Annotated in this window: 20 protein-coding genes; 14 read left to right on the top strand and 6 right to left on the bottom strand. The window is 61.7% G+C overall.

Annotated elements, in window-relative coordinates:
- Positions 1-228 precede the first annotated feature (228 nt).
- Genes M0H32_RS22960 through M0H32_RS22970 form a run of 3 tightly spaced genes read right to left on the bottom strand, consistent with a single transcriptional unit; the run spans position 229 to position 3,036 of the window.
- Complete coding sequence (locus M0H32_RS22960; RefSeq protein WP_248157962.1) at positions 229-1,584, bottom strand: aminotransferase class III-fold pyridoxal phosphate-dependent enzyme; 1,356 nt, start codon at positions 1,582-1,584, stop codon at positions 229-231.
- Positions 1,581-2,261, bottom strand: a complete 681-nt coding sequence (locus tag M0H32_RS22965; protein WP_248157963.1) for an HAD family hydrolase — start codon at positions 2,259-2,261, stop codon at positions 1,581-1,583. Before M0H32_RS22965 ends, M0H32_RS22960 begins: the two co-directional genes overlap by 4 nt.
- Positions 2,251-3,036, bottom strand: a complete 786-nt coding sequence (locus M0H32_RS22970) for an IclR family transcriptional regulator (RefSeq protein ID WP_248157964.1) — start codon at positions 3,034-3,036, stop codon at positions 2,251-2,253. The genes M0H32_RS22965 and M0H32_RS22970 overlap by 11 nt, the downstream gene beginning before the upstream one ends.
- Before the next feature lie 284 nt (positions 3,037-3,320).
- Here M0H32_RS22970 and M0H32_RS22975 point away from each other — a divergent pair, with 284 nt between their 5' ends.
- The 13 genes from M0H32_RS22975 to M0H32_RS23035 all read left to right on the top strand — a co-directional run bounded on the left by M0H32_RS22975 (position 3,321) and on the right by M0H32_RS23035 (position 21,286).
- Positions 3,321-4,256, top strand: coding sequence for a tripartite tricarboxylate transporter substrate binding protein (locus M0H32_RS22975; RefSeq protein WP_248157966.1), 936 nt, complete (start codon positions 3,321-3,323; stop codon positions 4,254-4,256).
- A 56-nt stretch (positions 4,257-4,312) separates the two neighbouring features.
- Positions 4,313-4,852, top strand: coding sequence for a tripartite tricarboxylate transporter TctB family protein (locus tag M0H32_RS22980; protein ID WP_248157968.1), 540 nt, complete (start codon positions 4,313-4,315; stop codon positions 4,850-4,852).
- A gap of 7 nt (positions 4,853-4,859) precedes the next feature.
- On the top strand, positions 4,860-6,386 hold the full coding sequence (locus tag M0H32_RS22985) for a tripartite tricarboxylate transporter permease (RefSeq protein WP_248157970.1): 1,527 nt from the start codon (positions 4,860-4,862) through the stop codon (positions 6,384-6,386).
- A 7-nt stretch (positions 6,387-6,393) separates the two neighbouring features.
- A complete protein-coding gene (locus M0H32_RS22990) occupies positions 6,394-7,881 on the top strand; it encodes an aldehyde dehydrogenase (protein ID WP_248157972.1) in 1,488 nt (495 codons plus the stop codon).
- Between the two features lie 16 nt (positions 7,882-7,897).
- A complete protein-coding gene (locus M0H32_RS22995) occupies positions 7,898-9,130 on the top strand; it encodes a Tm-1-like ATP-binding domain-containing protein (protein ID WP_248157978.1) in 1,233 nt (410 codons plus the stop codon).
- A 247-nt stretch (positions 9,131-9,377) separates the two neighbouring features.
- The gene (locus tag M0H32_RS23000; RefSeq protein ID WP_248157980.1) at positions 9,378-10,082 is read left to right on the top strand and encodes a DUF3540 domain-containing protein; all 705 of its coding nucleotides are present in this window, start codon (positions 9,378-9,380) and stop codon (positions 10,080-10,082) included.
- Positions 10,083-10,146: 64 nt separating this feature from the next.
- Entirely contained in the window at positions 10,147-13,140 is a 2,994-nt protein-coding gene (locus tag M0H32_RS23005; protein ID WP_248157981.1) for a DUF2169 family type VI secretion system accessory protein, read from the top strand.
- A complete protein-coding gene (locus M0H32_RS23010; RefSeq protein WP_248157984.1) occupies positions 13,137-14,207 on the top strand; it encodes a pentapeptide repeat-containing protein in 1,071 nt (356 codons plus the stop codon). Before M0H32_RS23005 ends, M0H32_RS23010 begins: the two co-directional genes overlap by 4 nt.
- 24 nt (positions 14,208-14,231) lie before the next feature.
- Positions 14,232-14,624: a DUF4150 domain-containing protein gene (locus M0H32_RS23015; protein WP_248157985.1), complete on the top strand. Its 393-nt coding sequence runs from the start codon at positions 14,232-14,234 to the stop codon at positions 14,622-14,624.
- A gap of 50 nt (positions 14,625-14,674) precedes the next feature.
- Entirely contained in the window at positions 14,675-15,625 is a 951-nt protein-coding gene (locus M0H32_RS23020; RefSeq protein ID WP_248157986.1) for a hypothetical protein, read from the top strand.
- A gap of 22 nt (positions 15,626-15,647) precedes the next feature.
- Positions 15,648-17,429 carry a tetratricopeptide repeat protein gene (locus M0H32_RS23025; RefSeq protein ID WP_248157987.1) on the top strand — a complete coding sequence of 594 codons (1,782 nt, stop codon included), beginning with the start codon at positions 15,648-15,650 and terminating at the stop codon, positions 17,427-17,429.
- Positions 17,430-17,613: 184 nt separating this feature from the next.
- A complete protein-coding gene (locus M0H32_RS23030) occupies positions 17,614-20,082 on the top strand; it encodes a PAS-domain containing protein (protein ID WP_248157989.1) in 2,469 nt (822 codons plus the stop codon).
- 19 nt (positions 20,083-20,101) lie between these two features.
- A complete protein-coding gene (locus M0H32_RS23035; RefSeq protein ID WP_248157991.1) occupies positions 20,102-21,286 on the top strand; it encodes an EAL domain-containing response regulator in 1,185 nt (394 codons plus the stop codon).
- Between the two features lie 33 nt (positions 21,287-21,319).
- Here M0H32_RS23035 and M0H32_RS23040 read toward each other — a convergent pair whose 3' ends face one another.
- On the bottom strand, positions 21,320-23,179 hold the full coding sequence (locus M0H32_RS23040) for an adenylate/guanylate cyclase domain-containing protein (protein WP_248157992.1): 1,860 nt from the start codon (positions 23,177-23,179) through the stop codon (positions 21,320-21,322).
- A gap of 136 nt (positions 23,180-23,315) precedes the next feature.
- On the opposite strand from M0H32_RS23040, the gene M0H32_RS23045 reads away from it, so the two are divergent.
- Positions 23,316-23,726: a YHS domain-containing (seleno)protein gene (locus tag M0H32_RS23045; protein WP_248157993.1), complete on the top strand. Its 411-nt coding sequence runs from the start codon at positions 23,316-23,318 to the stop codon at positions 23,724-23,726.
- Between the two features lie 127 nt (positions 23,727-23,853).
- On the opposite strand, the gene M0H32_RS23050 is transcribed toward M0H32_RS23045, so the two are convergent.
- Both M0H32_RS23050 and M0H32_RS23055 read right to left on the bottom strand, forming a co-directional pair.
- Positions 23,854-25,938 carry a sensor histidine kinase gene (locus tag M0H32_RS23050; protein WP_248157994.1) on the bottom strand — a complete coding sequence of 695 codons (2,085 nt, stop codon included), beginning with the start codon at positions 25,936-25,938 and terminating at the stop codon, positions 23,854-23,856.
- Positions 25,935-26,630 (bottom strand): response regulator transcription factor, encoded by a 696-nt coding sequence (locus M0H32_RS23055; RefSeq protein WP_425607358.1) that lies wholly within the window; start codon positions 26,628-26,630, stop codon positions 25,935-25,937. The genes M0H32_RS23050 and M0H32_RS23055 overlap by 4 nt, the downstream gene beginning before the upstream one ends.
- Between the last annotated feature and the right edge of the window lie 59 nt (positions 26,631-26,689).

The following is a 26,689-nucleotide window of genomic DNA, read 5'->3' on the forward strand; positions in this document are numbered from 1 at the left end:
GGAGCCTTGCTTCGAACGGACTGCCACGTACCGCGGATCGTACGGTCTCCGGCCCACTTGGGAGGGCAGCAACCGGCCCTCCCAAAACCAATCTACAAAAATTCAAACAGATAAGGATCGGCGGAACGCACCGGAGTAAGCAGCGGATCCTTCGAGACGGGCCTACCGGCCCTCCTCAGGATGACGCTTTTATCTGTAGCAGGAGCGGTATGGGGCCTTGCGCGAACCTCAGCCCGATACCGCCTTCAGTCCCGTTTCCACCGCCGACAGGATCTTCGCCACATGATCCGCCGTCAGGATCAGCGGCGGCGAGAAGATGGCGTTGTTGCCGGAGACGCGGATCATGACGCCATCCTCATAGGAGGCCTTCTGCAAGGTCAGCGGCACATCCTTGCCGACCGGCTTCTTGCTGGCGCGGTCCGAGACCAGTTCGATGGCGCACATCAGGCCTTCGCCGCGCACGTCTCCGATCACCTCATAGCGTTCCTGCAACCCCTTCAGGCCGCCAAGCAGCTCCGGTCCGCGGGCGGCGGCGTTTTCATGCACCTTGAGGCGCTTGATTTCGGCGAGCGCGGCAAGCGCCGCCGCGGCGCCGACCGGGTGACCGGAATAGGTATAACCGGTGTCGATGGAGGCAATGCCGGACGTGTCCTTCTCGAACACCTCGGCGACCTTGCCGGAGATCATCACGGCGCCGAATGGGAAATAGCCGTTGGTGATCGCCTTGGCGGTGCACATCAAGTCCGGCTGGACACCCCAGTGGCGGGCGCCGCTTTCCGAACCGGTGCGGCCGAAGGCGGTGATGACCTCGTCGGAGATCAGCAGGATGCCGTTCCGGTCGCAGATCTCGCGCACCATCGGCATGAAGCTCGGATGGGGCGGCATGACACCGCCGGCGCCAAGCACCGGTTCCATGATGAAGGCGGCAATGGTGCCCGCGCCCTGGAAAGCGATCTCGTCCTCCAGCGCGGCGGCACAGAGCTGGGCCAGCTTTGCCGGATCGCTCTCGTTGAACGGGTTGCGGTAGGTATAGGGCGCCGGAATATGGAAGCAGCCCGGTAGCAGCGGCTCGTAGGCATTGCGGAACTTGCCGTTGCCGTTGACGCTGGCGCCGCCGAAATGGGTGCCGTGATAGCCCTTCTTCAGGCTGATGAACTTGGTCCGCCCGGCCTCGCCTCTGATGCGGTGATACTGGCGGGAAAGCTTGAGGGCAACCTCGACGCTGTCCGAGCCGCCGGAGGTGAAGAAGGCGCGGGTCAGCCCGTCCGGGGCGAAGAAATCGGCAAGCTCATAGGAGAGTTCGATGACCTTGTCGTTCGAGGTGCCGCGAAAGATCGAATAATAGGGCAGGGCCTCCAGCTGCGCGGCAATCGCTTCTTTTACCGGCGCGCAGGAATAACCGAGATTGACGTTCCACAGTCCGCCGACCGCATCGATCACCTCGTGGCCGTCGACATCGGTGATGAAGACATCGCGGCCACCGGTCAGGATGGTCGGCAGGTTGGTCTGGCTGTCGGCCGGATGCGCCATCGGATGCCAGACATGGCGGGCGTTGTTTTCCTTCAGGAAGTTGGAATCCTTCATGTCAATTCTCCTTGGCTGAGCAGCGGCAGGCCGAGCAGGCCGAGCGCGTCGTCATATGAGTTGCGTGGGTTCAGGACGTCGAAGTGGACCGCAGGCATGCCAACGGCTTCGGCGCCGCGGATGTTGCGTTCCTGGTCGTCGACAAAGACGCAAGACCCGGCGGGCAGGCCCAGTTCGTCCAGGCAAAGCTGATAGGCGCGCGGGTCGGGTTTCAGGATCTTCGTATAGGTGGCGTCGACGATGACGTCGAAATCTTTCAGGAAACCGAGTTTTTCCCGGAACTCGGCGCCGTAGAAGAGATCGAGTTCGTTGGAGAGGATCGCCAGTTTGCAGCCGCCCTGGCGCGCGGTCTCGATTGCGGCAAGCGCTTCCGGGCGCATCACGGCATCCGGGTCCGCGCCACGCGCGGCCTTGACGAAATCGGCCATCTCGGTGAACGGCCGGCCGGTTAGCCCGGCCACTTCCGCCGTGCGCCGACGCCAGTAGTCTCGCTCGGAAATCTCGTCGGCCTGCATGGCCCGCCAGAGCGGGTCGGTCGCGGTGTCGAACGGCCCGCGCCAGGTAAGTGTTCCAGGGGCAAGATCAAGGACCTGTTCGGTCAGATCGTGGGTCTCGAACAGGGTGCGGGTGACAACGCCGCCGAAGTCGAGGACCAGGGCCCTGGCGTCACGCGACATTGTGCCAGATCCTTTTCAGGTCGGTGGGAACGAGACCGCCCAGCTTGTCGGTGACCTCAGAGGCGGTCCGGGGCAGATCCCGGCGGATCCTGGACTTCAGATCCTCTGTCATACGCACAGTGGGTGCGGCGACGGCGATGGTGCCGATCGCCTCCAGCCGGTCGCCGAAAACGGGCGCGGCAAAGGACGAGACATGGTCCTCGAAGCCCTGGTCGACATAGGCGATGCCGTCTTCGCGGACCCTGTCGACGCTGTCCTTCAACTGTTTTGGATTGGTGATCGAATGACGCGTCCAGGCCTTTAGTGGGGCTTTCAGAAGATCGGCGAGCAGCCGGTCCGGACCGAAGGCAAGCATGGCAAGGCCGGAGGCCGTTGCATGGAGCGGCAGCAATTCGGCCTCGTCGAAATACACTCTGGTGCCGTGGATTAGGGCATCATAGTGATAAAGCGGCGACATGTGATCGCCTTCGCGGAGCGAGACATGCACCAGTTCACCAAGGTCGGCGGCCAGCTGTTCCACCAGCGGCGCCACCAGTGTGCGGGCGGGGAACAGGCGCTCACGTACGGCTGCGAGCCGCAGAATGGCCGGGCCGAGCCGGTAGCCCTTGGTGCCCGGGTTTTGTTCCAGGAAGCCATTGGCGGCGAGCTCCACCAGATGCCTGTGTACGGTCGCCTTGTCCTGACCCGACAGCTTGCGGAATTCGGTCAGGCCGATTTCCGGGCGGCTGGCGGAAAAATGGTTCAACAGGGTCAATGCCTTGGTGATGGTGCCCATCGCTGGAAACTTCCGTCCTTCTGGTGATGCGCGGACTTCGGCGCGAAAGCCGTGGTCGCATCCGTCGTATTGATCTTGACATGTAGTTGCATTTGAAACAATATATTTTTGATACCGACGGTTTGTTATTCAAACCAATTGAGAGGTTAAGGTGAGGCATCCTCTCGCAAATTGGAGGTTGACACAATATTATTTAAGATCACAATATTTAACAAAATAAATAAAAACAGATCAAGACCGGCGCCAAAGTCCGGCTGTCACCAGACCAGAAAGAGGGACTTGAAATGAAGAAACATGCCATCGCCCTGACGGCGGCGACCCTGATGTCCGTGACGGCCGCCATGGCCGATTATCCGGAAAAACCCGTTTCCTTCATCGTGCCCTGGCCTCCGGGCGATCTGGAGGATGTGCTGACGCGCCTGATTGCGGACAAGTTCCAGGAGATGTACGGCGTGCCGGCTGCCGTGGTGAACAAACCGGGCGGCGGCGGTGGTCCGTTCCCGGGTGCGGTTGAAGTCGCCACGGCCCCGGCCGACGGCTACACAATCGGCTCTTTTGTCACCGACGTGCCGATCGGCGGCCCGCAGATCGGCATTCCGGAGCTGACGCCGAACCCGTTCGAGCCGATCGGCATCTTCATGACCTATCCGTTCGTGATTGCCGCCGGGGCCGATGCTCCTTACGGCACCTGGGAAGAGCTGGCCGCCTATGCCAAGGACAATGACGTGGCGCTCGGTCACTTCGGCGCGCCGCTGCCGCCGACCCAGATCACCTTTGCCGCGGCCAAGACCTCCGGCTTCGATTTTGCCAGCGAAGCGGCTTTCGACGAGCTGAACTGCAACACGCTGGCCTCCGGTGATGTCGACGTCATCAACACGACGCTGCAGCTGGTTCAGCCCTGCCTCGGCGACATCAAGATCCTGGCCAGCATCGGCAAGGAACGCACGGCGCTGACACCTGGCGTGCCGACGGTTCAGGAAATCAATCCGGACCTCTCCGTGTCGCTGTGGAACGGGCTCTTCGTGCACAAGGACGTGCCGGAAGACGCACGCATCAAGATTTCCGACGCGGCCCAGGCGGCTCTGAAATCGCCCGAAGCGCTTGACCTGATCGGGCAGACCGGTGTCCTGATCTACTGGCAGGACCCGGTCCAGTCCGAGCAGCAGATCGAGGCAGATGCCGCGGTCCTGGGTAAGATCTCCGAGCTGCTCGAGCAGTAAGGATGACGCATGCCGGCCGGCGCCTAAAGGCGCCGGCTGTCTCTGGAGGTTCGGACGTGGCACGCATCAAGACGCTTCAGGAACTGTTCAGGCGCTATCGCCGGCCGGGGGACATCGTCTTCGCGGTCCTGTTTCTGGCTTTTGCCCTTTTTCTCCTGACACAGCTGACGGGTGAAACGGTCTGGGCCAAACGCACCAAATGGTTCGCGCAGCCGCGCTTCTGGCCGGCGGTCGCCGTGATCGGCATGGTGGTCTTCGCCGGCCTGCATTTCATCGGCTCGCTGTGTTCCGAACGCATTCCCGGGCGCTGGCGCGAGGTCGGCTTCTGGCTGACGTCGCTCGAATATGTGTTCTATTTCCTGATCTATGTCGTGCTTGTGCCGCAGATCGGCTATCTGCCGGCCACGCTCGCTTTCACGATCTTCCTGACCATTCGGGTCGGCGAGGCGACCAAGGTCAATCTGGCCGCCGCGGTTGGCTTCAGCATCGCGGTTGTCGTGATCTTCCGGGCCTTCCTGCAGGTCAAGATTCCCGCCGGTCACATCTACGAGGTGTTGCCCGACGGCATCCGCGCCTTCGCTCTGACCTATCTGTGAGGACCGGATGGACATTCTTCTCTCCAGCCTGGCCATGCTGGCCCAATGGCAGGTGCTGCTGGCGCTGCTCATCGGGTCCATCGGCGGTGTCATCATCGGCGCGATCCCGGGGGTCGGCGCGGCGGTCGCCATCGCGATCCTGCTGCCCGCCACCTTCGCCTTCGAGCCGATCGTCGGCCTGACGCTGCTGCTCGGTGTCTATGGCTCGTCCATGTATGGCGGTGCCATTCCAGCGGTTCTGATCAACACGCCCGGCACGGCGGTCAACGCGCTGACCACCTATGACGGCTATCCGATGACCAAGAAGGGGCAGGGCCACCGGGCGCTGTCGCTGGCCTATTCGGCGTCTTTCTTCGGCGGCATTTTCTCGATCCTGTGCCTGATCGTGCTGTCGCCGCTGCTGGCGATGATCGCGCCGCATTTCGGCAGCCGCGAGATTTTTCTGGCGGCGCTGATGGGGATCATCCTGGTGGTCGTCGCCCATCGCGGCCAGGTCTTCGCCGCCGGCATGCTGGCCTGCTTCGGCATTCTCCTCAGCACCATCGGTCTGGAGCCGGCCAAATACACCAAGCGCTTCACCTTCGACCAGAGCTGGCTGACTTCCGGCGTCGACCTGATCGTGGTCGTGCTCGGTCTTTTCGCGATTTCCCAGGCACTGCTGCTCCTGGTCGACAAGGAACACCATCCGGGCGAGGCCAAGGTCGAAGGCAATCTCTTTGCCGGGCTGAAGGAACTCCTTGCCTTCAAGCGGGTTGCCTTTGTCTCGTCGAGCTTCGGCGTGCTGATGGGCATGATCCCGGGTGTCGGCGAATTCACTGCCCAGTTTCTGTCCTATACCTATGCCCAGAAGACGTCAAAGACGCCGGACCTCTTCGGCAAGGGCGCCCCGGAAGGGCTTATCGCCTCTGAGGCCGCCAACAATGCCGTGCCCGGCGCGGCGATGATCCCGCTACTGGCGCTTGGCATTCCGGGCGAGGCCCTGACGGCGATGATGCTGTCGGTCTTCTACGTGCACAATGTCGTGCCGGGTCCGCAGCTGTTCCAGGGACAGCTCGATTTCGTGATCGCGCTTTATCTGGCGCTAATCCTGCTCAATCTCATCGTGCTCGCTTTCCTGCTGTCCTCGACCGGGCTGCTTCTGAAGATCATCCAGATCCCGACACGGTTCCTCGGCATGATGATCCTGACGTTGTCCTTCGTCGGCGTTTTCTCGCTGCGCAACTCGGTCACCGACTGCGCGCTCGCCGCCGGGTTCGGCGTGTTCGGGCTGGTGCTCAAGCGGCTCAACCTTCCGATCGTGCCGATCATTCTCGGCATGGTGCTCGGCGGCATCATGGAAGTGAAGCTGCGCACTGCCATGGCGCGGGTGAAATCGCCGCTCGATTTCATCGACCGGCCGATCGCCGCTTTCCTGTTCGTCATGATCCTCCTGATCCTTGTCCTTCATGTGCGCACTGTGATCCGCGAGCAGAAGGCCCGGCGGGTACGCGAACTGACCGAAGCCGCTTCAGACACGTCCACGCAGCAAGGGTAATCCAAAGATGCTTGATCAAGCCGCCATCAATCAGTTGCGCGACACGCCCGTGTCCGACCGGGGCCATTTCATCAACGGCCAGTTCGTGACTGCCCAGGACGGCAAGACGCTGGACGTGCTGTCGCCCATCGACGGCAAGGTCTTCACCCGCGTTGCCTCTGGAAGCGTGGACGATGTCGAACAGGCGGTCGCAGCCGCGCGCATTGCCTTCGAGGACGGCCGCTGGTCCGCTGCCGCCCCCGCAGAGCGCAAGAAGGTGCTTTTGAAACTTGCCGAGCTGATTGAGCGGGAAGCATTGGCACTTGCCGTTCTGGGCGTGCGAGACAACGGCACCGAGATCAATATGGCCTTCAAGGCCGAGGCGCTGTCGGCAGCGGGGACCTTCCGCTACTACGCCGAAGCGCTCGACAAAGTTTATGGCGAGATCGCACCGACGGCGAAGAACGTGCTCGGGCTGGTGCACAAAGCGCCGGTCGGGGTGGTTGGTGCCATCGTGCCCTGGAACTTCCCACTGATGATCGGCGCCTGGAAACTGGCGCCGGCGCTGGCCATGGGCAATTCCGTTGTGCTGAAGCCGGCCGAGAGTGCCTCTCTCAGCCTGCTCAGGATCGCCGAGCTGGCGTCCGAGGCGGGACTTCCGGACGGGGTTTTGAATGTGGTCACCGGCCCGGGCGCGGTGGTCGGCGAGGCGCTGGCGCTGTCCATGGAGGTCGACATTCTGGTCTTCACCGGGTCCGGTGCCACCGGACGGCGTCTCTTGGAATATTCCGCGCGCTCCAACCTGAAACGCTGTTACCTGGAGCTCGGCGGCAAGTCGCCCAACATCGTCTTCAACGATGCCGCGGACCTTGCCAAGGCCGCCAAGGTGTCGGCCGCCGGCATCTTCCGCAATTCCGGCCAGGTCTGTGTCGCCGGGTCACGTCTTTTGGTTCAAGAAGACATTCACGACGACTTCGTCGCCGCGCTCTGCAAGGAGGCGGAGGCGTTGAAGGTCGGCGATCCGCTCGATCTTTCCAGCCAGATAGGCGCCGTGCATTCCCTGCCGCAACTCGAAGCACATCTGAGATTTGTCGCCACCGCGGAATCCGAAGGCGCCGAGCGGCGCACCGGCGGCACTCGCATTCTCGAAGAGACTGGCGGTTATTACATGGCGCCGACCGTGATGACGCGCGTGAAACCCACGGACAGCATCGCCCAGACGGAAGTCTTCGGACCTGTCCTCGCTGTGACGAGCTTCAAGGACGAGGAAGACGCGATCCGTATCGCGAACAGCACGGACTATGGCCTGGCCGCCGGTGTCTGGACAGCCGATCTCGGCCGCGCCCACCGCATGATCAAGGCGGTGCGTTCCGGCGTCATTCACGTCAACACCTATGGCGGGGCGGACATGACCGTGCCGCTCGGCGGCATGAAGCAGTCCGGCAACGGCCACGACAAGTCGCTGCACGCGCTCGGCAAATATGTCGATCTGAAAACCGCCTGGATCCAGCTCTGAAGAAGGCCAAACCAGAATGACCAAGACGATCCTTTCCATCGGCACCTACGATACCAAGAATGCCGAGCTGGAATTCATCGAAGAGACCATTCGCGAACAGGGCGGGCAGGTGCTGACCATGGACGTCAGTGTACTCGGCGATCCGGAGACACCGACAGCGATCTCCAAACATGACGTGGCGCGGGCCGGGGGCATGTCGATCGAGGAAGTGATCGAACAGGGCGACGAGAACAAGGCCTTCCAGGTGATGGCGCGCGGCGCCGCGAAGCTGGTGGCCGAGGGCTACGCCGCCGGAAAGTTTGACGGTATGATCGCCCTTGGTGGCACCATGGGCACGGATCTGGCGCTTGATTGCGCACAGGCGCTGCCGATGGGCGTTCCCAAATTCATCGTCTCGACGGTCAGCTTCTCGCCGCTGATTCCGCCGGAGCGCCTGGCGCCGGACATCCAGATGATCCTGTGGGCCGGTGGGCTCTATGGTCTCAATGGTATCTGCAAGTCCTCGCTCGCCCAGGCGGCGGGTGCCGTTCTGGGGGCGGCAAAAGCCGCGCAGCCGCCGGACCGCTCAAAGCCGCTGGTCGGCATGACCTCGCTCGGTTCCAGCTGCCTCTCCTATATGAAGGTGCTGAAACCGGCGCTGGAAGAGCGGGGCTTTGAGGTCGCCGTGTTCCATTCCACCGGCATGGGCGGCATGGCCTTTGAAAGCCTGGCCCGAGACGGCGCGTTCTGCTGCGTCATGGATTTCTGCCAGCAGGAATTCGGCAACATGTTGGCCGGATCTCTCGTGAGCAGCGGTCCGGACCGGCTGAGGAATGCCGGCCGGAGCGGTACGCCTCAGATTGTCGCTCCGGGCGCGCTTGACCTGGTCGACTTCGCCGGCTGGCAGGAGATCCCGGCGCAATATGCCGACCGGCCGTTCCATGAGCACAACCGCCTGATCAAGAGTTCGGTCTTCAACCCGCAGGAGCGGCGTCAATGGGCCCGGGAGCTGGTCGGCCGCCTGGAAGAGGCAACCGGTCCGGCGCATCTGTTGCTGCCGCTCGGCGGCATCGAGGCCTGGGACAGGGAAGGCGAAGAGGCGCATGATTCGGAAGGCCTGGCCGCCTTTATCGACGAGACCCGCAAGGCGGCTGCGGACCGGATCCCGATGACGGAAGTCGACGCTCACATCAACGACAGTGCGTTCTGCGAGGCTGCGTTGAACGTGTTCGATGCCTGGGTTGCGGATGGTACCGTGAAGCCGTCCTGAGTGCCGGATCTTTCCGCGAGGGTAGGCAAGAGAGGGTGCTGTCCCCTTCGTGAACCGGTTTTGACAATTAAATTAAAGACTTCCGCATTCACTCCATTGTGAAAAATCCTGTCCGGCTTTCCCCCGAAAGCTCCTGATAACCCTTGACCTTTATAAGCGGTCTGGGGAACTCTTGGTCTTGCGGCCGGATTACCGGTTTTGCCGTTGGCTTTAGAGCGTGCGGTTCCAAACAGCGCTGGAGGTGAATATGGGATTGCAGACCAAAGCGGAAGCCTGTGGAGACGCGCTCGAAGCCGAAGATACGGCCTTTCCGCAAAACCTTATTCCAGCACCGGCAGAGCGCCTGCACCAGACCGCCACCGGCAAGGTCATTGGCCGGGACGGCGGTGCATTCGAACTTCTCGTCAGCGGCAATAAAATGCGCGGGCGCCGCGCGGTCTCCTGCCTGATCGCGCCTCAGGCATCCGATACGGTGGCGCTGCTCTCCACCTCGGAAGGTCTCTTCATCACCGACGTTCTGGCGCGGCCTGAAGACACTGAACAGCCCCTGCGGATCAACGCGGAGCGCGCGGACGGCAAACAGCAGGACATCGTTCTTTCGGCAGGTAACCTGCGGATCGATGCCGAGGACGGCCTGGAAGCAAGCGGAAAACGCCTGTCGTTCCGATTTGACAGCATGTTGATGACCAGCCAGCAGCTGGCTCTCGTCGGCAAGAAGCTGATGACCTCCATGCTGGACATCGTCACCAACGCCAGGACCCGGATGGCAAGCTTCGAAACCACCTCGACCAAGGCGAGGAACCGGATCGACCGGGTGACGGAAACAGATCAGCTCAAGGCCGGCAGCATCCAGACGCAGGCCGACACCGTGGCGCTGACACAGGCCGAATCAGCCGTTTTTGTGGCCAAGGAAGACATTCGTCTCGACGGCAAACGCATCTCCATGGGCTGACGGGCCCCAACCGGGGCCGGATTGTCCCTGCCCACTCTGTCGAGATGAATTCGAGGATTTGCCTATGCGTGTGATGAAACCCCTGAGACTTGGTCTTCTGACCAAAACCATGCCCCACAAGGGCAAGGGGCTCTTCATTGTCACGACCTTCACAATGTTCGACCTGCTGGATCCGACCGATATTCTGGCGGAAGCCGCCATGTGGCCGCTGGTTGCCAAGGAATTGCCGAAGGGGACAATTTTCGATGCCGCTTATCCGAAACCCTTCGGAGAGTTCCTGATTGGAGGCCAGGCCATGTCGCGTGACCCGGTCAAGGCCATGCATGTCGCGGTCACCGTCGGCGACAAGAGCCGGATGCTGTCGGTCTTTGGCGACCGGACCTGGGAAGTGTCGCTGGACGGGCCGGTCTTTTCCGATCCGCATCCTTTCACCGAAATGCCGCTGACACCGGAGAGAGCCTTCGGCGGCGAGGGGTTCGCGGCAAACCCGGCCGGCCGCGGCGCGGCGGCAGCGGAGCTCTATGGCGAGGTTGCGCACCTGCCTCTGCCCAACATCGAACTGGCGGGCTCGGAAATCCGTGAAATCGACGACCGGCCGGCGCCGGCCCTGGTCGGTCCGGTTGCGATGGACGACCCGGCGCGCATCGCGCTGGCCGGGACCTATGACAAGGCCTGGGTGGCCCATCGGATGCCGGACTGGCCGGAGGACTTCGACCCGCGCTATTTCATGTCCGCCGCCCACGAGCAACGGATGAGCGGCTTTTTCGCCGGAACGGAGCCGATCCGGGTGGTCGGAATGTCCGCGACCCATCCCGATCTTCGCTCGCATCTGCCGGGTGTCCGGGCGAGAGCCTTTGTCAAGCTGGAGACCGCGCCCGACCGGCTGACGGAACTCTCCATGCATACCGACACGGTCTGGATCCTCGGATCGGAACACAAAGGGGTTGTCGTAAACCGTGGCGTCATGCCGGTCGACGACCGGGACGGCCAGGACGTCAGCGATGTCATGGTGGCCTATGAATGGTTGAAGGACGCGCCCCGTTCCGCTGAACACTATCAGTCCGTCTACGCGCTTCGGGCCGATCCGGACGAGGGCAAGAAGTATCTGCTCGCGGACGGGCAATTGTCGCCGGAAGAAGCGCCGGAGGACGTGGAGCGGCGCGAGGCCGACCGGCTCGCGGCCGCGCAGGAGCGTCAGGATCTTTGGGTCGAGGGCCGGCAATGGAGCCTTGAACGCCAGTTCGCCGAGCAGGGACTGCCGGCAGCCCTTGTGCCCGCCATCGAGCCGCCGGACCTGAAGCCGTTCATCCTGCCGACCGAAGAAGATATTGCCCGGGGTGACGTCGATTTCGCCCGCCTGATTTCGGATGCGGAAGACCTGCGCCGCGAGGCGGAACTGAAGGCGGACATGGTCAGCGCGGAGCTTGCCGGCCTGGTCGAACAGCTTGGTGTCGCCTTGCCGGTCAAGCCGCCCGCTACCTTGGGTGAAATGGAGGAGCTGGGACATTCCGTCAGCTCGGACAAGGGCTTTCTGCCGGCCATCGAAAACCTCGTGCCGCAGGAAGACCTGGACCGGTTCCTTGCGCAATACGAGGCCGCGCCGACACCGGATATTGCCGCGTTGAGCGCAACGGATCCGCAGGCGGAGTTTCAAGCCGCGAAGATGCGGTTTGAAGAAAGCGCCGGGGTGGGGCTTCTGGCGCCTGCCATGGCCATGCTTGAACGTTTGCCGGAAGACGCGCTTGCAGGACGCGAGGACGCCGTTGCTCCTTCACCGGAGGAAGGTGCCGTCGCCGATGACAGCGGTGTCGCGGCTGCGGTGGATTCAGACGATCTGGAAGACTTCCTGGCAACGACTTTTCCGGGGCTTGCCGGTGACGGCAAGCCGTCAGAGTCGCTGAAGTCGGCAATCACATCCGTAAAGCCGCTGGATAGGCCGCCTGAGAATCCTCAGAGCGCGATGCGCGCGCAGCTGGATCAGGCCCGGGAGAATGTCGACACCGTGCTGGCGACGTCCCGTCGCATGGCGGGGGAACCGGTGGCGCCGTTAGAACCTCTTGGACCGGAAGCCGCCGAGCTGTTCGGCCAGTTTGTCAGAGAGCACATTGCCGGAGGCGGATCGCTGACCGGGCGGGATCTGGCAGGGGCGTTGCTGTCCGGTGCCGCCTTGTCCACAGCGGATCTCAATGGCAGTTTTCTGGAACGTTGTTCTCTTGAGGGAGCGGACCTGCGGGCAGCGCAATGCGAGGAGACGGTTTTCGCGGGAGCATTGCTGGAAGGCGCCGATCTTTCCGCCGCCACGCTCACCCGGACCAACCTTTGCGGGGTCAAGGCCGCGCGGGCGGGTTTCGGCAAATCTAGGCTCGAAGGCTGCAAGGTGATCGGCGCCGACTTTTCCGGTTGCGACTTTGTCGGCGCCGTTCTCAAGAACTGCACCTTCGTCAATTGCACCTTCACGGCGGCACGGATGACCGGGGCTGCGCTCGACACCTGTTCTTTCGTCAATTGCGATCTGAGCCACCTTCATGCGGAGCAGATCCACGTCGATCGAAGCAATTTCCTGTCCTGCAACCTGGATCATGCCGACTGCTGCGGCGCCATGATGAAGAAGGCGACCTTTGCCGGCGTTAATTTCCACGCCGTGAAACTGTGTCATTCGCTGCTCGACGAATGCGGCTGGTTCGGCAAAACGGACATGCTCGGCGTGAATTTTCTGGAAGCGCATGCCACCAAATGCGGCTTTCAGGATGCGCGCATGAGCACCGCGGGTTTCTTTAAGGCGATTTTCACCGGATGCAACATGTCCGGCACCGACCTGACCCTGGCGGACATGCGGCTGTCGTCCTGGACCGGGTCGATGTTTGCCTTCTCGACTGCGAAAAAGGCGGATTTCTTCGGGGCCAACCTGCTGGGAGCCAACTTCCACGGGGCCGACCTTTCCGAGGCGAGCTTGCGCGCCGCAAATTTTTTCAGGACGGATCTTTCCGAAGCCAAGCTCGCTTTCGCGGACCTTTCGGACTCCAATCTTGTGCTCACCAACCTGGAGGTCCGCGCATGATGTCCCTGGACGAGCTGGCGAACTTCATCCGGTATCAGGAACCGGTGCTGGAGGCCGATTTCTCCGGCGCGGATCTCAGCGGTGTGAGCCTGGCCGGCGGAACCTTTCTGAGAACCAATTTCTCCGGAGCCAACCTGCAAGGCGCGGACCTGACGCGCAGCGTCTTCACCGAATGCGATCTCCAGGGGGTGGTGCTGGACGGGGTCGAAACCGAGAGAACCATTTTCGTCAAATGCAACCTTGCGCAGGCGAACCTGGCGAATTGCCGCTTTGAGAAAACCTCCTTTGTTGAAACGGCGCTTGGTGAAAGCTCCTTGAGCGGGGCGAACTTGATTGCCTGTCAGTTCGTGAAGTCCGACCTGACAGCCGCGGATCTGGGTGGGGTGGCGCTGTTGAACAGCGCCATGGTCGAATGTGATACGGCGGGCATCAAACTGTCCGATGCCTTGCTCGAAACAACGGTTTTTGTCGGCATCGATCTGTCGGATGCCACCTTTGAGGACGTCATCTGCCAGTCCGCCATGTTCATCAAGTGCAACATGGCCGGCCTCGATTTCTCCGATACGCCGATCATGCAATGCACCTTCATGGAAACCGACATGGAAGGCTGCAAGTTCGAGCGTGCGGATCTTACCGGCAGCCTGCTGATGGGCAGCCAGCTGGCCGGGTGCTCTTTTGCGCAGGCCATTGCCGACATGGCGCTGTTCTGCGATGCCAATCTGCAGAACGCTGTTTTTACAGGCGCGCGCCTGTCGATGGCGAATTTCAGCGGCAGCGACCTCAGAAAAGCGGACCTGACCGCAAGTGCTTCCGAGAAGGCCCAGTTCGATCATGCGGATTGCCGCGGCGCGAAATTTGCCGGCAGCGATCTGAAAATCGCGAATTTCGCCAACAGCAATCTAGATGGCGCCGATCTGTCGAGCACCCTGCTGGATCTCGCCGACTTCCACAATGCCAGCGTCCACGCGACCCTGACCGCCGGTGCGCATGGATCGGTGCGGCAGACGGACCAGATCCGGTTGATCCGCGAAATCTACAACCCGCGCACCGTCGCGACGGACCAATAGGTCCCGGCCCAAGGAGCGATCACAGTGTTTGTAAACAACCAGCTCGGATGCATGAGCCTCGGCATTATGGATGTCTGCAACACCTATGTCGGCACCGCAACCGTGCCGACTCCCTATGTCAATATCGCCGTGTCGTCGGTAGCGATTCCCAATGCTTATACGGTGATCGTTGGGGCGGGATTTGCGCACAACCTTTTGACCACCACGACGGTGACGAGCGGTGATGAAACCGGCGCCATGCTTGGTGTCGCGTCCGGAACCATTGTGGGCCCCAGCACGCATGTCACCAGTTCCGTCAACGTGTTCATGGGGGTCTCCCCGGCGACGCGCCTGACCGACACCACCATTCAGAATTCGACCAATTCCGCCGGTATGACCCTGACCCCGGCACAGTTCACTTGTTTGGTCCTGTCCTGATCGCCCGTCGCGACCGAAGAGACCCGGCATATGATTGAAAGGAAACCGGCATGAGCTCCTCTGAAACAGTTGACGACGCCGACTATGAAGTGAGCAGCAGCTCGGACGAGGCCCTGAACGCAACGGTTCTCATTCCGGACACCAGTTCGTCCTCGTCGGACGACAGCACGGAAACGAAGGACAATTCGAGTTTCCTCAGGATCGGTCAATACGATGCCTCGGAAGAGGGCGACCGGTCGCCCGACCATATGGATGCGGCCGCGCGCGGTGCGCTGATCCAGACCACCGGCGGCCTGTTTTTCCTGGTCAATGAAGATGCCTATCACCAGTACAAGACCAATCTGGACATCTATATCGAGGGCAACCTGGACGAGACCATCGACGGCAACAGCAGCACGACGATATCCGGTACAAACGATGTGAAAACAACTGGGCTCAGCCGGCATTCGGGCGAAGGATACGTGATCTCAACGGGCAGTTACACGGACCAGGATCCAGGCTCCGATAAAGACATTTTGCTGAAGTCCAACGAAAAGATTTACCTTGAAAGCGACGATGGCGTCAAAATGTCGGTCGGCAGCAGCTACTGGGCAAAACTCAGCGGCGAAGGTCTTTGGGAAACGCAGCTGAAGGATGCCATCGAGGTCACCACCGGCACGACCCACGAGCGGTTTGGCGGCTGGAGCACGGAAGAATTCTATGGTGGCAAATTTGAGTTCCAGATTGCCGGCGCCTTTGCGATTTCCTTCGCCGTGAGCATCGAAATCAGTCTGCTGGTGGGCATTTCGGTGGCCAATACCGAAATCGGCGCGACAGCGATCGAGATCGGCGCGACCGGCATCGGGATCGGCGCGACCAACCTGAAGATCGAGACAACCAATATCGAAGTTGCCGCCACAGCGGTCGAGGTGAAGACCAAGGAAGCCGAGGTCAAGGACGCCAGTGCAGTGCTCAGCGCAACCAGCATCAAGATCGCAACCGGCATGAACATCCTGACCTGATGACCGACGGCGATTGCGACCCATGAACCTGACATCTTCCGAAAAATGCCGGGCCGCCGAAAAGCTGATCCAGAAGGGCCAGTTCGAGGACGCCGGTTTCCTGCTGGAACAGGTGCTGGAAAGCCATCCACAAAACACCGGCGCGCTCATCGCGAAGGGCGGCCTGCAGCTCAAGGCGGGCCGCGTTGCCGAGGCAAAGCATCTTCTGCAGGCTGCCTTTCAACTGGACCCGGACGATCCGGTCATCCTGACCAATCTCGCGAGCCTCGCCCTGTTTGAAAATCGTCTGCCTGAAGCGCTGGAGCGCTTGCAGACAGTGGCTGCCCAGTCTCCGGATCATCTGCCCGCCATTTTGCTGCTAGGCCAGATAAACCTTCAAAGGGGCGATCTCGGCGAAGCGCAAAAATGGCTTTCGCGCGCTGCCGCAATGGCGCCTGCGGATCCGTCGGTGCTGGTCGCCTGCTCGAGTTTGTCGCTGGCCTGCCAGAACCTCACGGAAGCCGCCGCCCTGCTCGACAAGGCCCTTGAGATCGACCCTGAGCATGCGCGCGCGCTCACGTCGCTGGCGCATGTCCGGGCTCTGAGCGGCGATTTCGAAACGGCTGCGGCACTGGCGGCCAGGGCGCATCTGGAAGCGCCCCAGGACCCGGATATCGCCGTCACGCTGGCTCGGGTCTATCTGGCCTCCGGCGCGCTTGGGGAAGCGCAGAAACTGATGGACCGGTTCAAGACCCGTTATCCCGATTTTACACCGATCGTTTTGTGCGCCGCTGAAGTTGCGATTGCCCGGGGCAACGTCGCCGGGGCGCTCGCCGACGGTGCCAAATGGTTGCGCAAGGCACCGAGGGACAGTGGCCGCGTGGCCGGTTTCCTGAAGGTCCTGAAAAGCGCCGGTGCCTGGCAGCAGCTGCTCGATCTCAGCGGCAAGCTCCCCGCCGAGGTTGCCGGCAGCGATGCTGTCCGGAGCCTGCGCGAAGAGGCCTTTCACGCGCTCGGCCGGTCGCAGGACGGCTGGGCCGCCTGGGCCGAGCGCCGCAACCTGCCTAAGGGACCTCCAGGACCTCCCGTCAAGATAAGCCTGCCCGTCCGCGCGCCGTTGCTGGATGAGCTGGTGTTGATGCGCTTCGTCAATGCCTGGGCTGGGGACGGCCCGGTTGAAATATGTGGTGAAACGCGTCTGGAAAGCATGTGGCAGCACTTGTCGGCCAGCTCGGAGGTTCATAGGACGCAGCGCTCCGATCCGCAGCCCGAACTTTTGGCCGATCTCGCCGCCCGCACCGTTCTTTACGCACCGGAAAAGGCAGATTTCGCCCCCTATCTGAGCCCGGACCCGGAACGGCGCGCTCTGTGGGAGGAAGCGCTGCCCGCGGACGGTCGGCCGAGACTCGGCATCTACTGGGACGCAAGGGCGCCGGGGCTGCTGATGGACCATTTGCGGGAGGCGCTGGCGGATCTGCCGGTTCATGTGATCAGCCTGCAATTCGACGGCAGCCGCCACCAGCTGCGGTCCTGGCCCGGCGTGCTCGACGCCGGCAAGGCGCTGGAGAGCGTTGGCGATCTGGTCAATCTGGTCGATTGCCTCGACATGGTCGCGGGACCGGACGGGATTCCGCTGCATGTCGCGGGCGCCCTGGGACGCAGGGGCGTTGCGCTCTTGCAGGAAAACCACGACTGGTACTGGGCAGGCGAGGGCAGCCACAGCAGCTGGTATCCAAGCATCGAGCGGATCGTGAAGCCGGTCGGTCCGGACTGGTCCGGCACACAGCTTTCCCTCCGGAAGGTTCTCGACACTTTGGCGTCATGAGCAACACCTTGTCCGAAGCACAGAGTCAGCCGCTTGTCTTGCTGCGACCATCGGTAGAACTGGCCGTCTTGCCACTTGCAGGCATTCCGACTTAGGCTGAAAGCCTTGCCGGCCAAGCCATTTCCCGACGCGTTTTTGATCCAGGCCGCAGGACCGCACATGGGCCTCAGCCAGGAGGACAAGCGTGACCGATCTCGCCGACAGGGTGACGGCGCTGGAAGGTGTTTTGTCCAGCATCGATCAGGGTGTGGCCGCTTTCGACGAGAACCTGACATTGGTCGCCTGGAATGCCCGGTTCCGGGCTCTGCGGGAATACCCGGACCACCTGATTTTCGAAGGCCAGAAGTTCGAGGTGCTGATGCGCTACGACGCCGAGCGCGGCGAGTTCGGGGAGGGCGATATCGAAGCGATTGTCGCTGAGCGTGTTGCCGTCGCGCGCCGGTTCCGGCCGCATGCGCTGGAGCGCCAACGCCCGGACGGCGGCTACATCGAAATCAAGGGCGGGCCGTTGCCGGGTGGTGGCTTTGTCAGCACCTATTCCGACATCACCGAGCGGGTGAGGGCACGGCAGCAGCTCTTGCAGCAGATGGAGGATCTGAAGGAAGCGCGTCAGGAAACCCTGCGCATGATGTCGGAAGCGGAAGCCAACCGGCGGCGCGCGGAGGACCTTCGGGAAAAGGCGGAGAGCGCGACAAAAGCGAAGGATTCTTTCCTGGCGACGATGAGCCACGAAATCCGAACGCCCATGAACGGCGTTGTCGGCATGATCGACCTTCTGACCCAGACCTCGCTCGATCCGGACCAGCGCCAGATGGCAACGACCATTCGCGAGTCCGCGCTGTCCCTGCTGACGATCCTCAACGACATCCTCGACTTTTCCAAGATCGAGGCGGGCAAGATGGACCTGGAGGAAATTCCGATCTGCCTGCAGGACATAGTCGATGGTGTCGGTGAAACGATGGGACCCAATGCCTGTGCCAAATCCCTGTCGCTGGTGACCTATTGCGATCCGGACATTCCCGGGCAGGTGTTCGGGGACCAGGTGCGATTGCGCCAGATCCTGTTCAACCTGCTCGGCAATGCGGTGAAGTTCACCGAAAGAGGACAGGTCACCTTGCGTGCCGACATGGTGGACATCCGCGAAACCAGGGTGCGGGTGCGATACCGGGTCGAGGATCAGGGCATTGGCATGACCGGGGAACAGTTGGCGCGCCTGTTCAGGCCTTTCGAACAGGCAGATGCCACGACCACGCGCAGGTTTGGCGGTACGGGTCTGGGTCTGACCATCGTGCGGCGTCTGGTCGATCTGATGGGCGGCCGCCTCGAGGTGGACAGCGTTCCTGGCCAGGGCAGCCGGTTTACCCTGCATCTGGATCATGCTCTGACCGGAGACACGGCTGCGGACAGACCTTGCGATCTGGAGGGCGTACGAGTCCTGTGTGTCCTGCCCGCCGATGGATTGGAGGCGCAGATCTACAGCCGCTATCTCGAGCCTCTCGGGGCGAATGTCGAGATCTCGGACAATCCGGACGAGGCCATGGCCAGGATGCGCGGCGCTGCAAACAGCGGGCAGGCCTTTGACGTCGTGGCCATCGGTCTGGCTTTGGAAGAGCAGGCGAAAAACGCACTGATCGAGGCAATCGGCCACGACAGGGCCTTGCACCGGACGAGGCTGTTTGTTGAGCGCCGGTCTTCCGATGTCTCGACCCCGGCGACGCGAACCGGCCTAACCAATGTCGCGGCCACGCCTTTGACCCGGCGCAACCTGATCCACGCGATCTCCGCGGCCGCCGGCAAGGTGGCAACGGCACAGCCCACGGCGGCACGTGAAGACCAGCCGGCGCGGCGGGAAGCGCCCGGTGTCGAAGAGGCGGTTGAAAACAATGAACTCGTTCTGGTGGTTGAGGACAACACAACCAACCAGGATGTGATCCGGCGGCAACTGCATCTGCTCGGTTTTCAGTCCGAAATTGCCGAGGATGGTGAAGCAGGGCTGGCGGCGATCCGCTCCGGGCGTCATGCCATCGTGCTCACCGATGTCAACATGCCGAAAATGGACGGTCTGGAAATGACCATGAGGGCACGACAGGCCGAGAAATCGGCCAGTCCGCGTCTTCCGATCGTCGCCATCACGGCGAACGCGATGCAGGGCGAGGTCAAGCGCTGCTTCGATGCCGGCATGGATGATTTTCTCACCAAGCCGCTCGAACTGGAGAAGCTGAAGGCCCTGCTGCACCGTTGGCTGCCGCATGTCCTGGAGGAGAGCGGCGTTGGGCAGGATGCAACAGTCGAGGAAGCGGCAACTTTCGAAAACGCAGCTGAGACAGCGCCGGTCGACCTGTCCGCGCTGACGGACATCTTCGGGGACGATGCCGAAACGGTCATGGAGATCCTGTCGGATTTTGTGGCGCCTGCCTGGGAGATCGTCGCCGAGGTCGAGGCGGCCGTGGCTTTAAAGGATGCTTCCCAGATCACGGCGGCCTGCCACAAGCTGAAATCCTCCGCCCGGGCGGTCGGGGCAAACGCACTCTCCGATCTGTGTCAACGCCTGGAAAAGGCCGGTAAATCTCATGATTGGGCGACAATTAACGCAGAGTTTCCAAATCTTCGTCCATTAATGAATGACGTAGCGGACTATATCGACCAGATCTGAGCGGCAGATGGAACGTCACATGCAAGACATGACAGTGCTGATCGTCGATGACGACACGTTTATTACCAATCTGACCATTCGGATGTTGAAGAAACTCGGCATTGAGCAAGTCGGTTCTGCCGTGGACGGTCACGCGGGCCTGCACGCGATCAGCGCCCGCAAGCCGGATATCATCTTGTGCGATCTCAACATGCCCGGCATGGACGGTCTGGAGTTTCTGCGTTACCTCGGCGAGGATAGGATCGAAAGCGGGATCATCCTGGTCAGTGGTGAGGACAAGCGGGTGCTGCAAACCGCGACCCAGCTTGCCAAGGCGCATCACCTGAATGTCCTGGGCTCCTTGCAGAAGCCGATCAAGCCGGAACCGCTCAAGGTGCTGCTCGACAGGTTCGACGCCCAGCAGAGCGGTTCCAGGCGCGGCTCAATCACCTTGCTGACGCTGGATACCGTCCGGAACGGCCTCCAGAACGGTTGTATCGATGTCTTTTTCCAGCCCAAGGTCACAGTGCCCGACCGGCGCCTGGCCGGTGTCGAGGCCCTGGTGCGCTGGCGCGCGGAAGATGGCCGGTTGATCCCGCCCATCGCATTCCTGCCGGTTGTCGAAGAGAACGGCCTGATCGACGAATTGACCGCGCAGGTTTTTCAGATTGCCGTTTCAGCTGCCGCCGGGTGGGTGAAAGACGGTTTGAACATCAAGGTCGCCGTCAATTTCTCGGTCGAGTCCTTGAACCGGTTCGACCTGGTCGATTTCCTGATCGACACGGCGCGCGAGAAAGGCATCGATCCTGACAAGCTGATCCTGGAAGTCACCGAAAGCCGGATCATGGAGGAGGTGACCACGCCGCTGGAAATCCTGACAAGGCTCAGGATCAAGGGCGCGGGGCTTGCCATTGACGACTTCGGTACGGGTGCCTCGTCCATGCAACAGCTCAAGCGCATTCCCTTCACCGAACTGAAAATCGACCGGGCCTTCGTGGCCGGCGCGCCGACGGATGACGAAGCCCGTGCGATGCTGGAGTCCAGTATTGCGCTCGCGAAGAAACTGGACCTGAGCATCGTTGCCGAAGGGGTTGAGACCCAGGAAGAATGGGATTTGATCGAAAGTCTGGGGGTGGAGATTGTTCAAGGGTATTTCATTGCCAAGCCAATGCCCGCGGACGAGTTGTTGGCCTGGGCAAGGGCAAACGGGGATGTGACCGCGTAACCTGCCAGACGCGTTACGCGCTGCCCCTTTTTCTCACTTGAACCCTGCCTCGCGCATTCCGCTCAGAAGGACTTCGGAATAGCCCGTGGTCGCGAGATTTTCCGCGAAGATCTTCGCGCTGAAAAACGGTGAGCGTCGCAGGGCTTCCTCGACCTCATACCTGGCCTGTTCCGTCTTGCCTAATTTCGCATAAACGGCGGCGAGCACAGCGTGCGGCGCGGGGTCTTCGTTCTCGGAAAGCGTTGCCGATTTCAGCAGTGCTTCAGCGTCTTCGAAGCGACCTTGAGAAAAATAACCGACGGCGAGGTTTGTAAACAGCCAGGACTTCGGTTCCGGATCGAGTTCCAGCGCCATCTCGCCATATTCAATGCCTGACTCGATCCAGCCTCCGAAAATGGAGACACCGCCACAGGTGGCATAGGCGCGCGCATCGTTTGGATTGATGCGGATCGCCTTCTGGCAGGTCGCCCGGGCTTCTTCCAGCCGGTTCTGCATCCATCGCAACTCCGCCAGGGCTGATATGGCGCTGGTGTTGTTTGGATCGATATGCAGGGCTTCATTCAGAAGGCTCTCTGCCTCTTCAAGGCTTTTTCCAGGCCACTCGCTCCAGCCCCACCAGGCGTCATTTACATGGGTCCATGCGAGGCCCGCGAGTGCGTCCGAGTATTTCGCATCGAGAGCCAGGGCTGCCTCAAAACGGTCGCGCGCCTGCAGATTGTCATTACGGTTGACGCGTCGCAAGGCTGCCCGTCCCTGTAGAACAAGATCGTAGGCACCCAGCTTGTCCGTGGGCCGGCCGAGCGCCTTAGCCTGTTCAAGCCTGTAGAGGCCGCGCGCCATGGATCCGGCAACTTCGCCGGTGATCCGGTCCTGCATGTTGAATAGGTCAGTCAGGGAGGATTCGTAGTTTCTCGACCAGAGCAGCACCCCATCCCTGGCGTCGGTCAACTGAACGGAAACGCGTAAATGATCGTCATTCCTGCGGATTGTTCCGTCGATGACGTAGCGCGCATTCAATTCGCTATTTTTCTGAAAACCGTCGCGATAGGGCGAAACCGCGCCCCAGGAAAGAACCAGAAGTTCGCCGAACCGGCCGAGATTGGTGATGACGTCTTCCGTGAAACCGTCCGCGAAATAGGTCTCAGGGACGCCGCGTTCCCGGAACGGCAGAACAGCGACAACAGGTCTGCTGCCTCCTGCGTCCGCGATCGGGTCGGTTGGTTGTGTGGTCAGGTTTGACCGATAGATGAGTGCTCCCGCCGTCACTGCTGCCACCAAAAAGACTGCCATGACGGTCTGCCATCTGAGCCTCTTGAAAAGGTCTCTTTTTCCGCGTGAAACGGCGGTGACTTGTGACTTGAACGGAGGCGCCGCGGTGAAGATACGCACGGGTGTCGGAATGTTCCTGACGGTGTGTTTGCCGCCATCTTCGAAAGCCATGCCAGCCCGGTTTCCGAGCTGGTCATGCACCGCCGAGCTGATGGCAATGCCTCCCGCCGGGGCCAAGGCCTGTACGCGGGCAGCAACGTTGACACCGTCGCCGAAAATGTCTTCCCCTTCCGCGATCACGTCTCCCAGATTGACGCCGATGCGAAATTTCAGGGCTGGTCCATTCTCGCCGGCAGCGGAAGAGGTCTGCTCGTCTTCCTGAAAGTGTCTGGCGGCCTGTACCGCCTCAAGCACACTCGGAAATTCAGCGAGAAAGGCATCGCCCGCCGTGCCGACCACACGGCCGCCATGGCCGAGCGCGAGCTCTTTTGCGCGTTTCATGGATCGGGAGACAGCAGCCTGGGTGCCGTCTTCGTCGGCGGCCATCAAAGCGCTGTATCCCACAACATCCGCATGCAGGATCGCTGCAAGGCGGCGGATCGGCTGAGAAGGCTGTTCAGTCACAACTCCGCGACTATCCCGTTCTGGTGCTTACCCAAGGATTTGTAGTCATGGTAACATCATCTTGTGACGCAAGGGAATGCGATGCGTAATGCTTGGCAAGTTGTTAAAACATGTTTTGGCTTCGGTGCTTTTGAGCGTGGCTGCCACGGCCGCCGCGCTTGCCGGCGAGCGGATCAACGCCGAGCCCGGCGGGGTTGCGGTTAAAGGATATGACGTCGTTGCCTATTTCACCCCGGGCGAGCCGACGCCTGGAAAAGCGGAATTCGAATATGTCTGGCGCGACGTGCGCTGGCGGTTTTCAAACAAGGCCAACCAGGAAGCCTTTGCCGCAAACCCCACGAAATACGCGCCCCGCTACGGCGGCTTCTGCGCCGGAGGACTTGCTCTGGGACGGACGTCACCGGTCGATCCGGAAGCCTTTGTGATTGTCGACGGCAAGCTCTATCTAAATTTCAACAAACAGGACGCCAAGGTAATGTCCGCCGATCCGGAAGCGGTCATCACCAAGGCTGATGAAAACTGGAAGCGGCTCGGGCAGGCTGATTAGCTTTCCAGCGATCTATGCTCTTCGAGCAAAGCCACTCCGGATCGCGAAGCAAACGCATAGTTTTCTTTTATGATTGCGATTTCAAGTCGTCCAGATAATTGGCGGCCATTGAATGTGCGACTTGCCTTTAAACTGTATCCTGCCCAACCGGAAAGCGCAGTTCGACCGTTGTGCCTTCTCCGGGCGTGGACAGAATGGTCGCCCGTCCGCCGCTCTGGCGCACAAATCCGTAGACAACGGCAAGGCCCAGGCCAGCGCCGCCATCATCCGTCCGTGTGGTGAAATAAGGTTCAAAAGCCTTGTCGACCTGTTCCGCGGTCATGCCGATCCCCGTATCCGTCACGGACACGACAACGTTGTCTTCCTGGGCAAAGGTCTTGACGACGACAGGACCACCGTTCGGCATGGCGGCGGCTGCGTTGAGGCACAGGTTGAGCACGGACTGTTCGAAGAGTTCCGGGTCCAGGACAAGTTGCGGCAGGTCGTTGTCCAGCTCCAGCGTCAGCTTGCAGCTTTCGCCGATGGCAATTTCCAGGATGTCCGCCATGGCGCGCAGAACCGGGGAGATCTCGGTTCGGCTGAAATTGATCGGTTGCTGGCGGCCGATGGTGAGCATGCTGCTGGCGAGCGAGCGGCCTCTGTCGGCCGCCTTTCGGATGCGGGCGATGTTGCGCTGCTGCTTGTCGTTGAAACCGCCCTCTCTCTCCAGGAGGCCCAGGCTGCCGGTGATGATGCCGATGGTGTTGCCGACTTCATGGCTGAGCTGATGGGTGAGCCGCATGATGCCGTCGAGGCGCATGGCCTTGGCCGACTCGGCCTCCTGCCGGTCCAGAAGGGTGACGTCACGGGCGAGCAGGACGACACCGTCGTCGCTTTGCCGGGAGAGGGAGATTTCCGTGACCGAGCCGTCCGAGGCCCGGTGGCGGACGGAAACCGGTTTGCTCAGCGGCCGGGCGTCCGGTCCGCCCGGCAATGTCCCGGCCTCGATTTCCGGGATCGGGGACAGAAACTGAACCAGTGACAACTTGCGAGCGGAGCCCTTGTGGCCGATCAGCTCGATCACGCGCCGGTTCATGGTTACAGGCTGGCCGCTGGCGTCAAAGATGGCGATGCCCTCGTTCATGCTCCTGAAAGTGGATCGGATCGTACGGGCGGCCGCCTCCGCCGTTCGTCTCAGACGGGTGACACGGTCGACACTTTCCTTGAACGCCTGAAAGGAGCGCTGCAGGTCCAGCAGCTCGGTTTCATCGCCCTGGTAGACAGGAGGTCCGACATCCTTCTGGCCCTTGGCGAGGGCGTTCATGCCACTGGAAAGAGACACGATGCCCCTGGAGACGCGGATCGCGGAGCGGATCGACAGGGCGGCGATGGTCAGCACCAGCAGGGACGCTGCCGCGACGATGACCAGGAGCTGCTGCAGGGTTGCGGAGGTCGACTGGAAATCCTCGTTCAGCGTTTGCGTCACCCTTTCGGACTGGGTCTCGGTGGCGAAGGACAACTCGCGGGCGATGGTGTGCAATTGCGCGATGGCGGTGCGCACGCCGAACATTTCCATGAGATACCTGGTCTGTGCGGCAAAGACCCGCTCATAAGGCTGCAATGCCTCTTCCTGCAGAGACAGCTGACTGGTTTCGGCGACATATCGGCGGCGCAGTTCACCGAGCTGAAACAGGGAACCTGCACTGGAAACGGAATGGACGATGGCGTTGAGCCGCTGGCTGAGCCGTTTCTGGGCGAGTGTCTCGCCAACGGCAATGACGCCGAGCGCGGACGACACTTCTTCCTTGTGCCCCTGGGCCGTTTCGGCCCGAGACGCGAGCGCAAGCGTCTGGGTCCGGATCTGCTGAAGCAGGGAGGAGACCTGGGCATTGGCGTTTCTGTAGGCTTGCTTGTCCGGTGGATACTCGGGCAGGGCGCCGAGCAGCGCATCGACCTGCGCGACGAGCGCCCGGCTCTTGGAGGAGACCGTATAGGGCGAGGTCGCGTTCATGAGGAAGGGGGCGCTGGACACCAGGTCGGAGACCTGGCGCGAGACCAGGGCCGCGTCGGCGAGGCTGGAATAGGCCTGAAGGCCATAGGCGGCGGTTTCCTCCCGCGCTTTCAGCAGGCCGTAGATCGCGATGGCCGAAAGCGCGAAGGCAACGACGCAGATCAGGACGATGGCCGCCGGCAGCCGGAAGGCAATCGAGGAGAGAAGCGGGCGGGTGATCATCCGGTGAGGCGGGCCGGATCCTGATGCAGGATATAGCCCTTTCCGCGGCGGGTCTTGATGTGTTGCGGCAGGTCCGGGTTGCGTTCGATCTTGCGGCGCAGGCGCAAGACGAGCACGTCGACATTGCGGTCGATCAGCCGGTCGGTTTCCGCCCCCAGCTGTTCCAGGATGGTCGTCCGGCTGACCGGTTCATTGGGGGTCGCCGCCAGGATTTCCAGAAGCGAGAACTCCGAGGAGGTCAGTGTCCGGGACGGGTGCGATGTACACACCGCCTTGCGGTTCACCAGATCGATCACCCAGTCGCCGAGCCGCAGCGCGGTCGGCTCATGGTGAACCGTCAGCGGATCGCGTTCGCCTTTCAGGGCCGGGTGCAAACGCCGCAGCACGGCCTTGATGCGGGCCGTGAGCTCGATGGGCTCGAACGGCTTGACGACATAATCGTCCGCAGCGGTCTCCAAACCGAGAACCCGCTCGGCGGCGCTGCCTGCCGCCGTGACCATGACAATGCCGATATCGGTCGTGGAACGCAGTTTCTGGGCAAACACCCGGCCGGACATCCCCGGCAGATTGTGATCGACCAGAACCAGGTCAAACGCCCGTTCGGCGAGACGGCCGGCAGCGTCCTCCGCCGAGCGTACGGCGACAGGCTGCCAGCCTTCCGCCTCGACCAGGTCCGATATCAGTTCCGCCATATCCGGATCGTCCTCCACGATCAGGATACTGATGCGTTCATTCAGCAAACTTGTGTCCT

It is taken from the genome of Roseibium sediminicola (genome assembly GCF_023156505.1).
Classification (GTDB): domain Bacteria; phylum Pseudomonadota; class Alphaproteobacteria; order Rhizobiales; family Stappiaceae; genus Roseibium; species Roseibium sediminicola.

What these genes read in the sequence shown, in the direction of transcription:
- M0H32_RS22985 (WP_248157970.1), top strand. Translation starts at nt 4,860, where the DNA reads ATGGACATTCTTCTCTCCAGCCTGGCCATGCTGGCCCAATGGCAGGTG.
- M0H32_RS22970 (WP_248157964.1), bottom strand. Translation starts at nt 3,036, where the DNA reads ATGGGCACCATCACCAAGGCATTGACCCTGTTGAACCATTTTTCCGCC.
- M0H32_RS23025 (WP_248157987.1), top strand. Translation starts at nt 15,648, where the DNA reads ATGAACCTGACATCTTCCGAAAAATGCCGGGCCGCCGAAAAGCTGATC.
- M0H32_RS23000 (WP_248157980.1), top strand. Translation starts at nt 9,378, where the DNA reads ATGGGATTGCAGACCAAAGCGGAAGCCTGTGGAGACGCGCTCGAAGCC.
- M0H32_RS22965 (WP_248157963.1), bottom strand. Translation starts at nt 2,261, where the DNA reads ATGTCGCGTGACGCCAGGGCCCTGGTCCTCGACTTCGGCGGCGTTGTC.
- M0H32_RS23050 (WP_248157994.1), bottom strand. Translation starts at nt 25,938, where the DNA reads ATGATCACCCGCCCGCTTCTCTCCTCGATTGCCTTCCGGCTGCCGGCG.
- M0H32_RS22990 (WP_248157972.1), top strand. Translation starts at nt 6,394, where the DNA reads ATGCTTGATCAAGCCGCCATCAATCAGTTGCGCGACACGCCCGTGTCC.
- M0H32_RS22995 (WP_248157978.1), top strand. Translation starts at nt 7,898, where the DNA reads ATGACCAAGACGATCCTTTCCATCGGCACCTACGATACCAAGAATGCC.
- M0H32_RS22960 (WP_248157962.1), bottom strand. Translation starts at nt 1,584, where the DNA reads ATGAAGGATTCCAACTTCCTGAAGGAAAACAACGCCCGCCATGTCTGG.
- M0H32_RS23010 (WP_248157984.1), top strand. Translation starts at nt 13,137, where the DNA reads ATGATGTCCCTGGACGAGCTGGCGAACTTCATCCGGTATCAGGAACCG.
- M0H32_RS23020 (WP_248157986.1), top strand. Translation starts at nt 14,675, where the DNA reads ATGAGCTCCTCTGAAACAGTTGACGACGCCGACTATGAAGTGAGCAGC.
- M0H32_RS22975 (WP_248157966.1), top strand. Translation starts at nt 3,321, where the DNA reads ATGAAGAAACATGCCATCGCCCTGACGGCGGCGACCCTGATGTCCGTG.
- M0H32_RS23005 (WP_248157981.1), top strand. Translation starts at nt 10,147, where the DNA reads ATGCGTGTGATGAAACCCCTGAGACTTGGTCTTCTGACCAAAACCATG.
- M0H32_RS23035 (WP_248157991.1), top strand. Translation starts at nt 20,102, where the DNA reads ATGCAAGACATGACAGTGCTGATCGTCGATGACGACACGTTTATTACC.
- M0H32_RS23055 (WP_425607358.1), bottom strand. Translation starts at nt 26,630, where the DNA reads ATGGCGGAACTGATATCGGACCTGGTCGAGGCGGAAGGCTGGCAGCCT.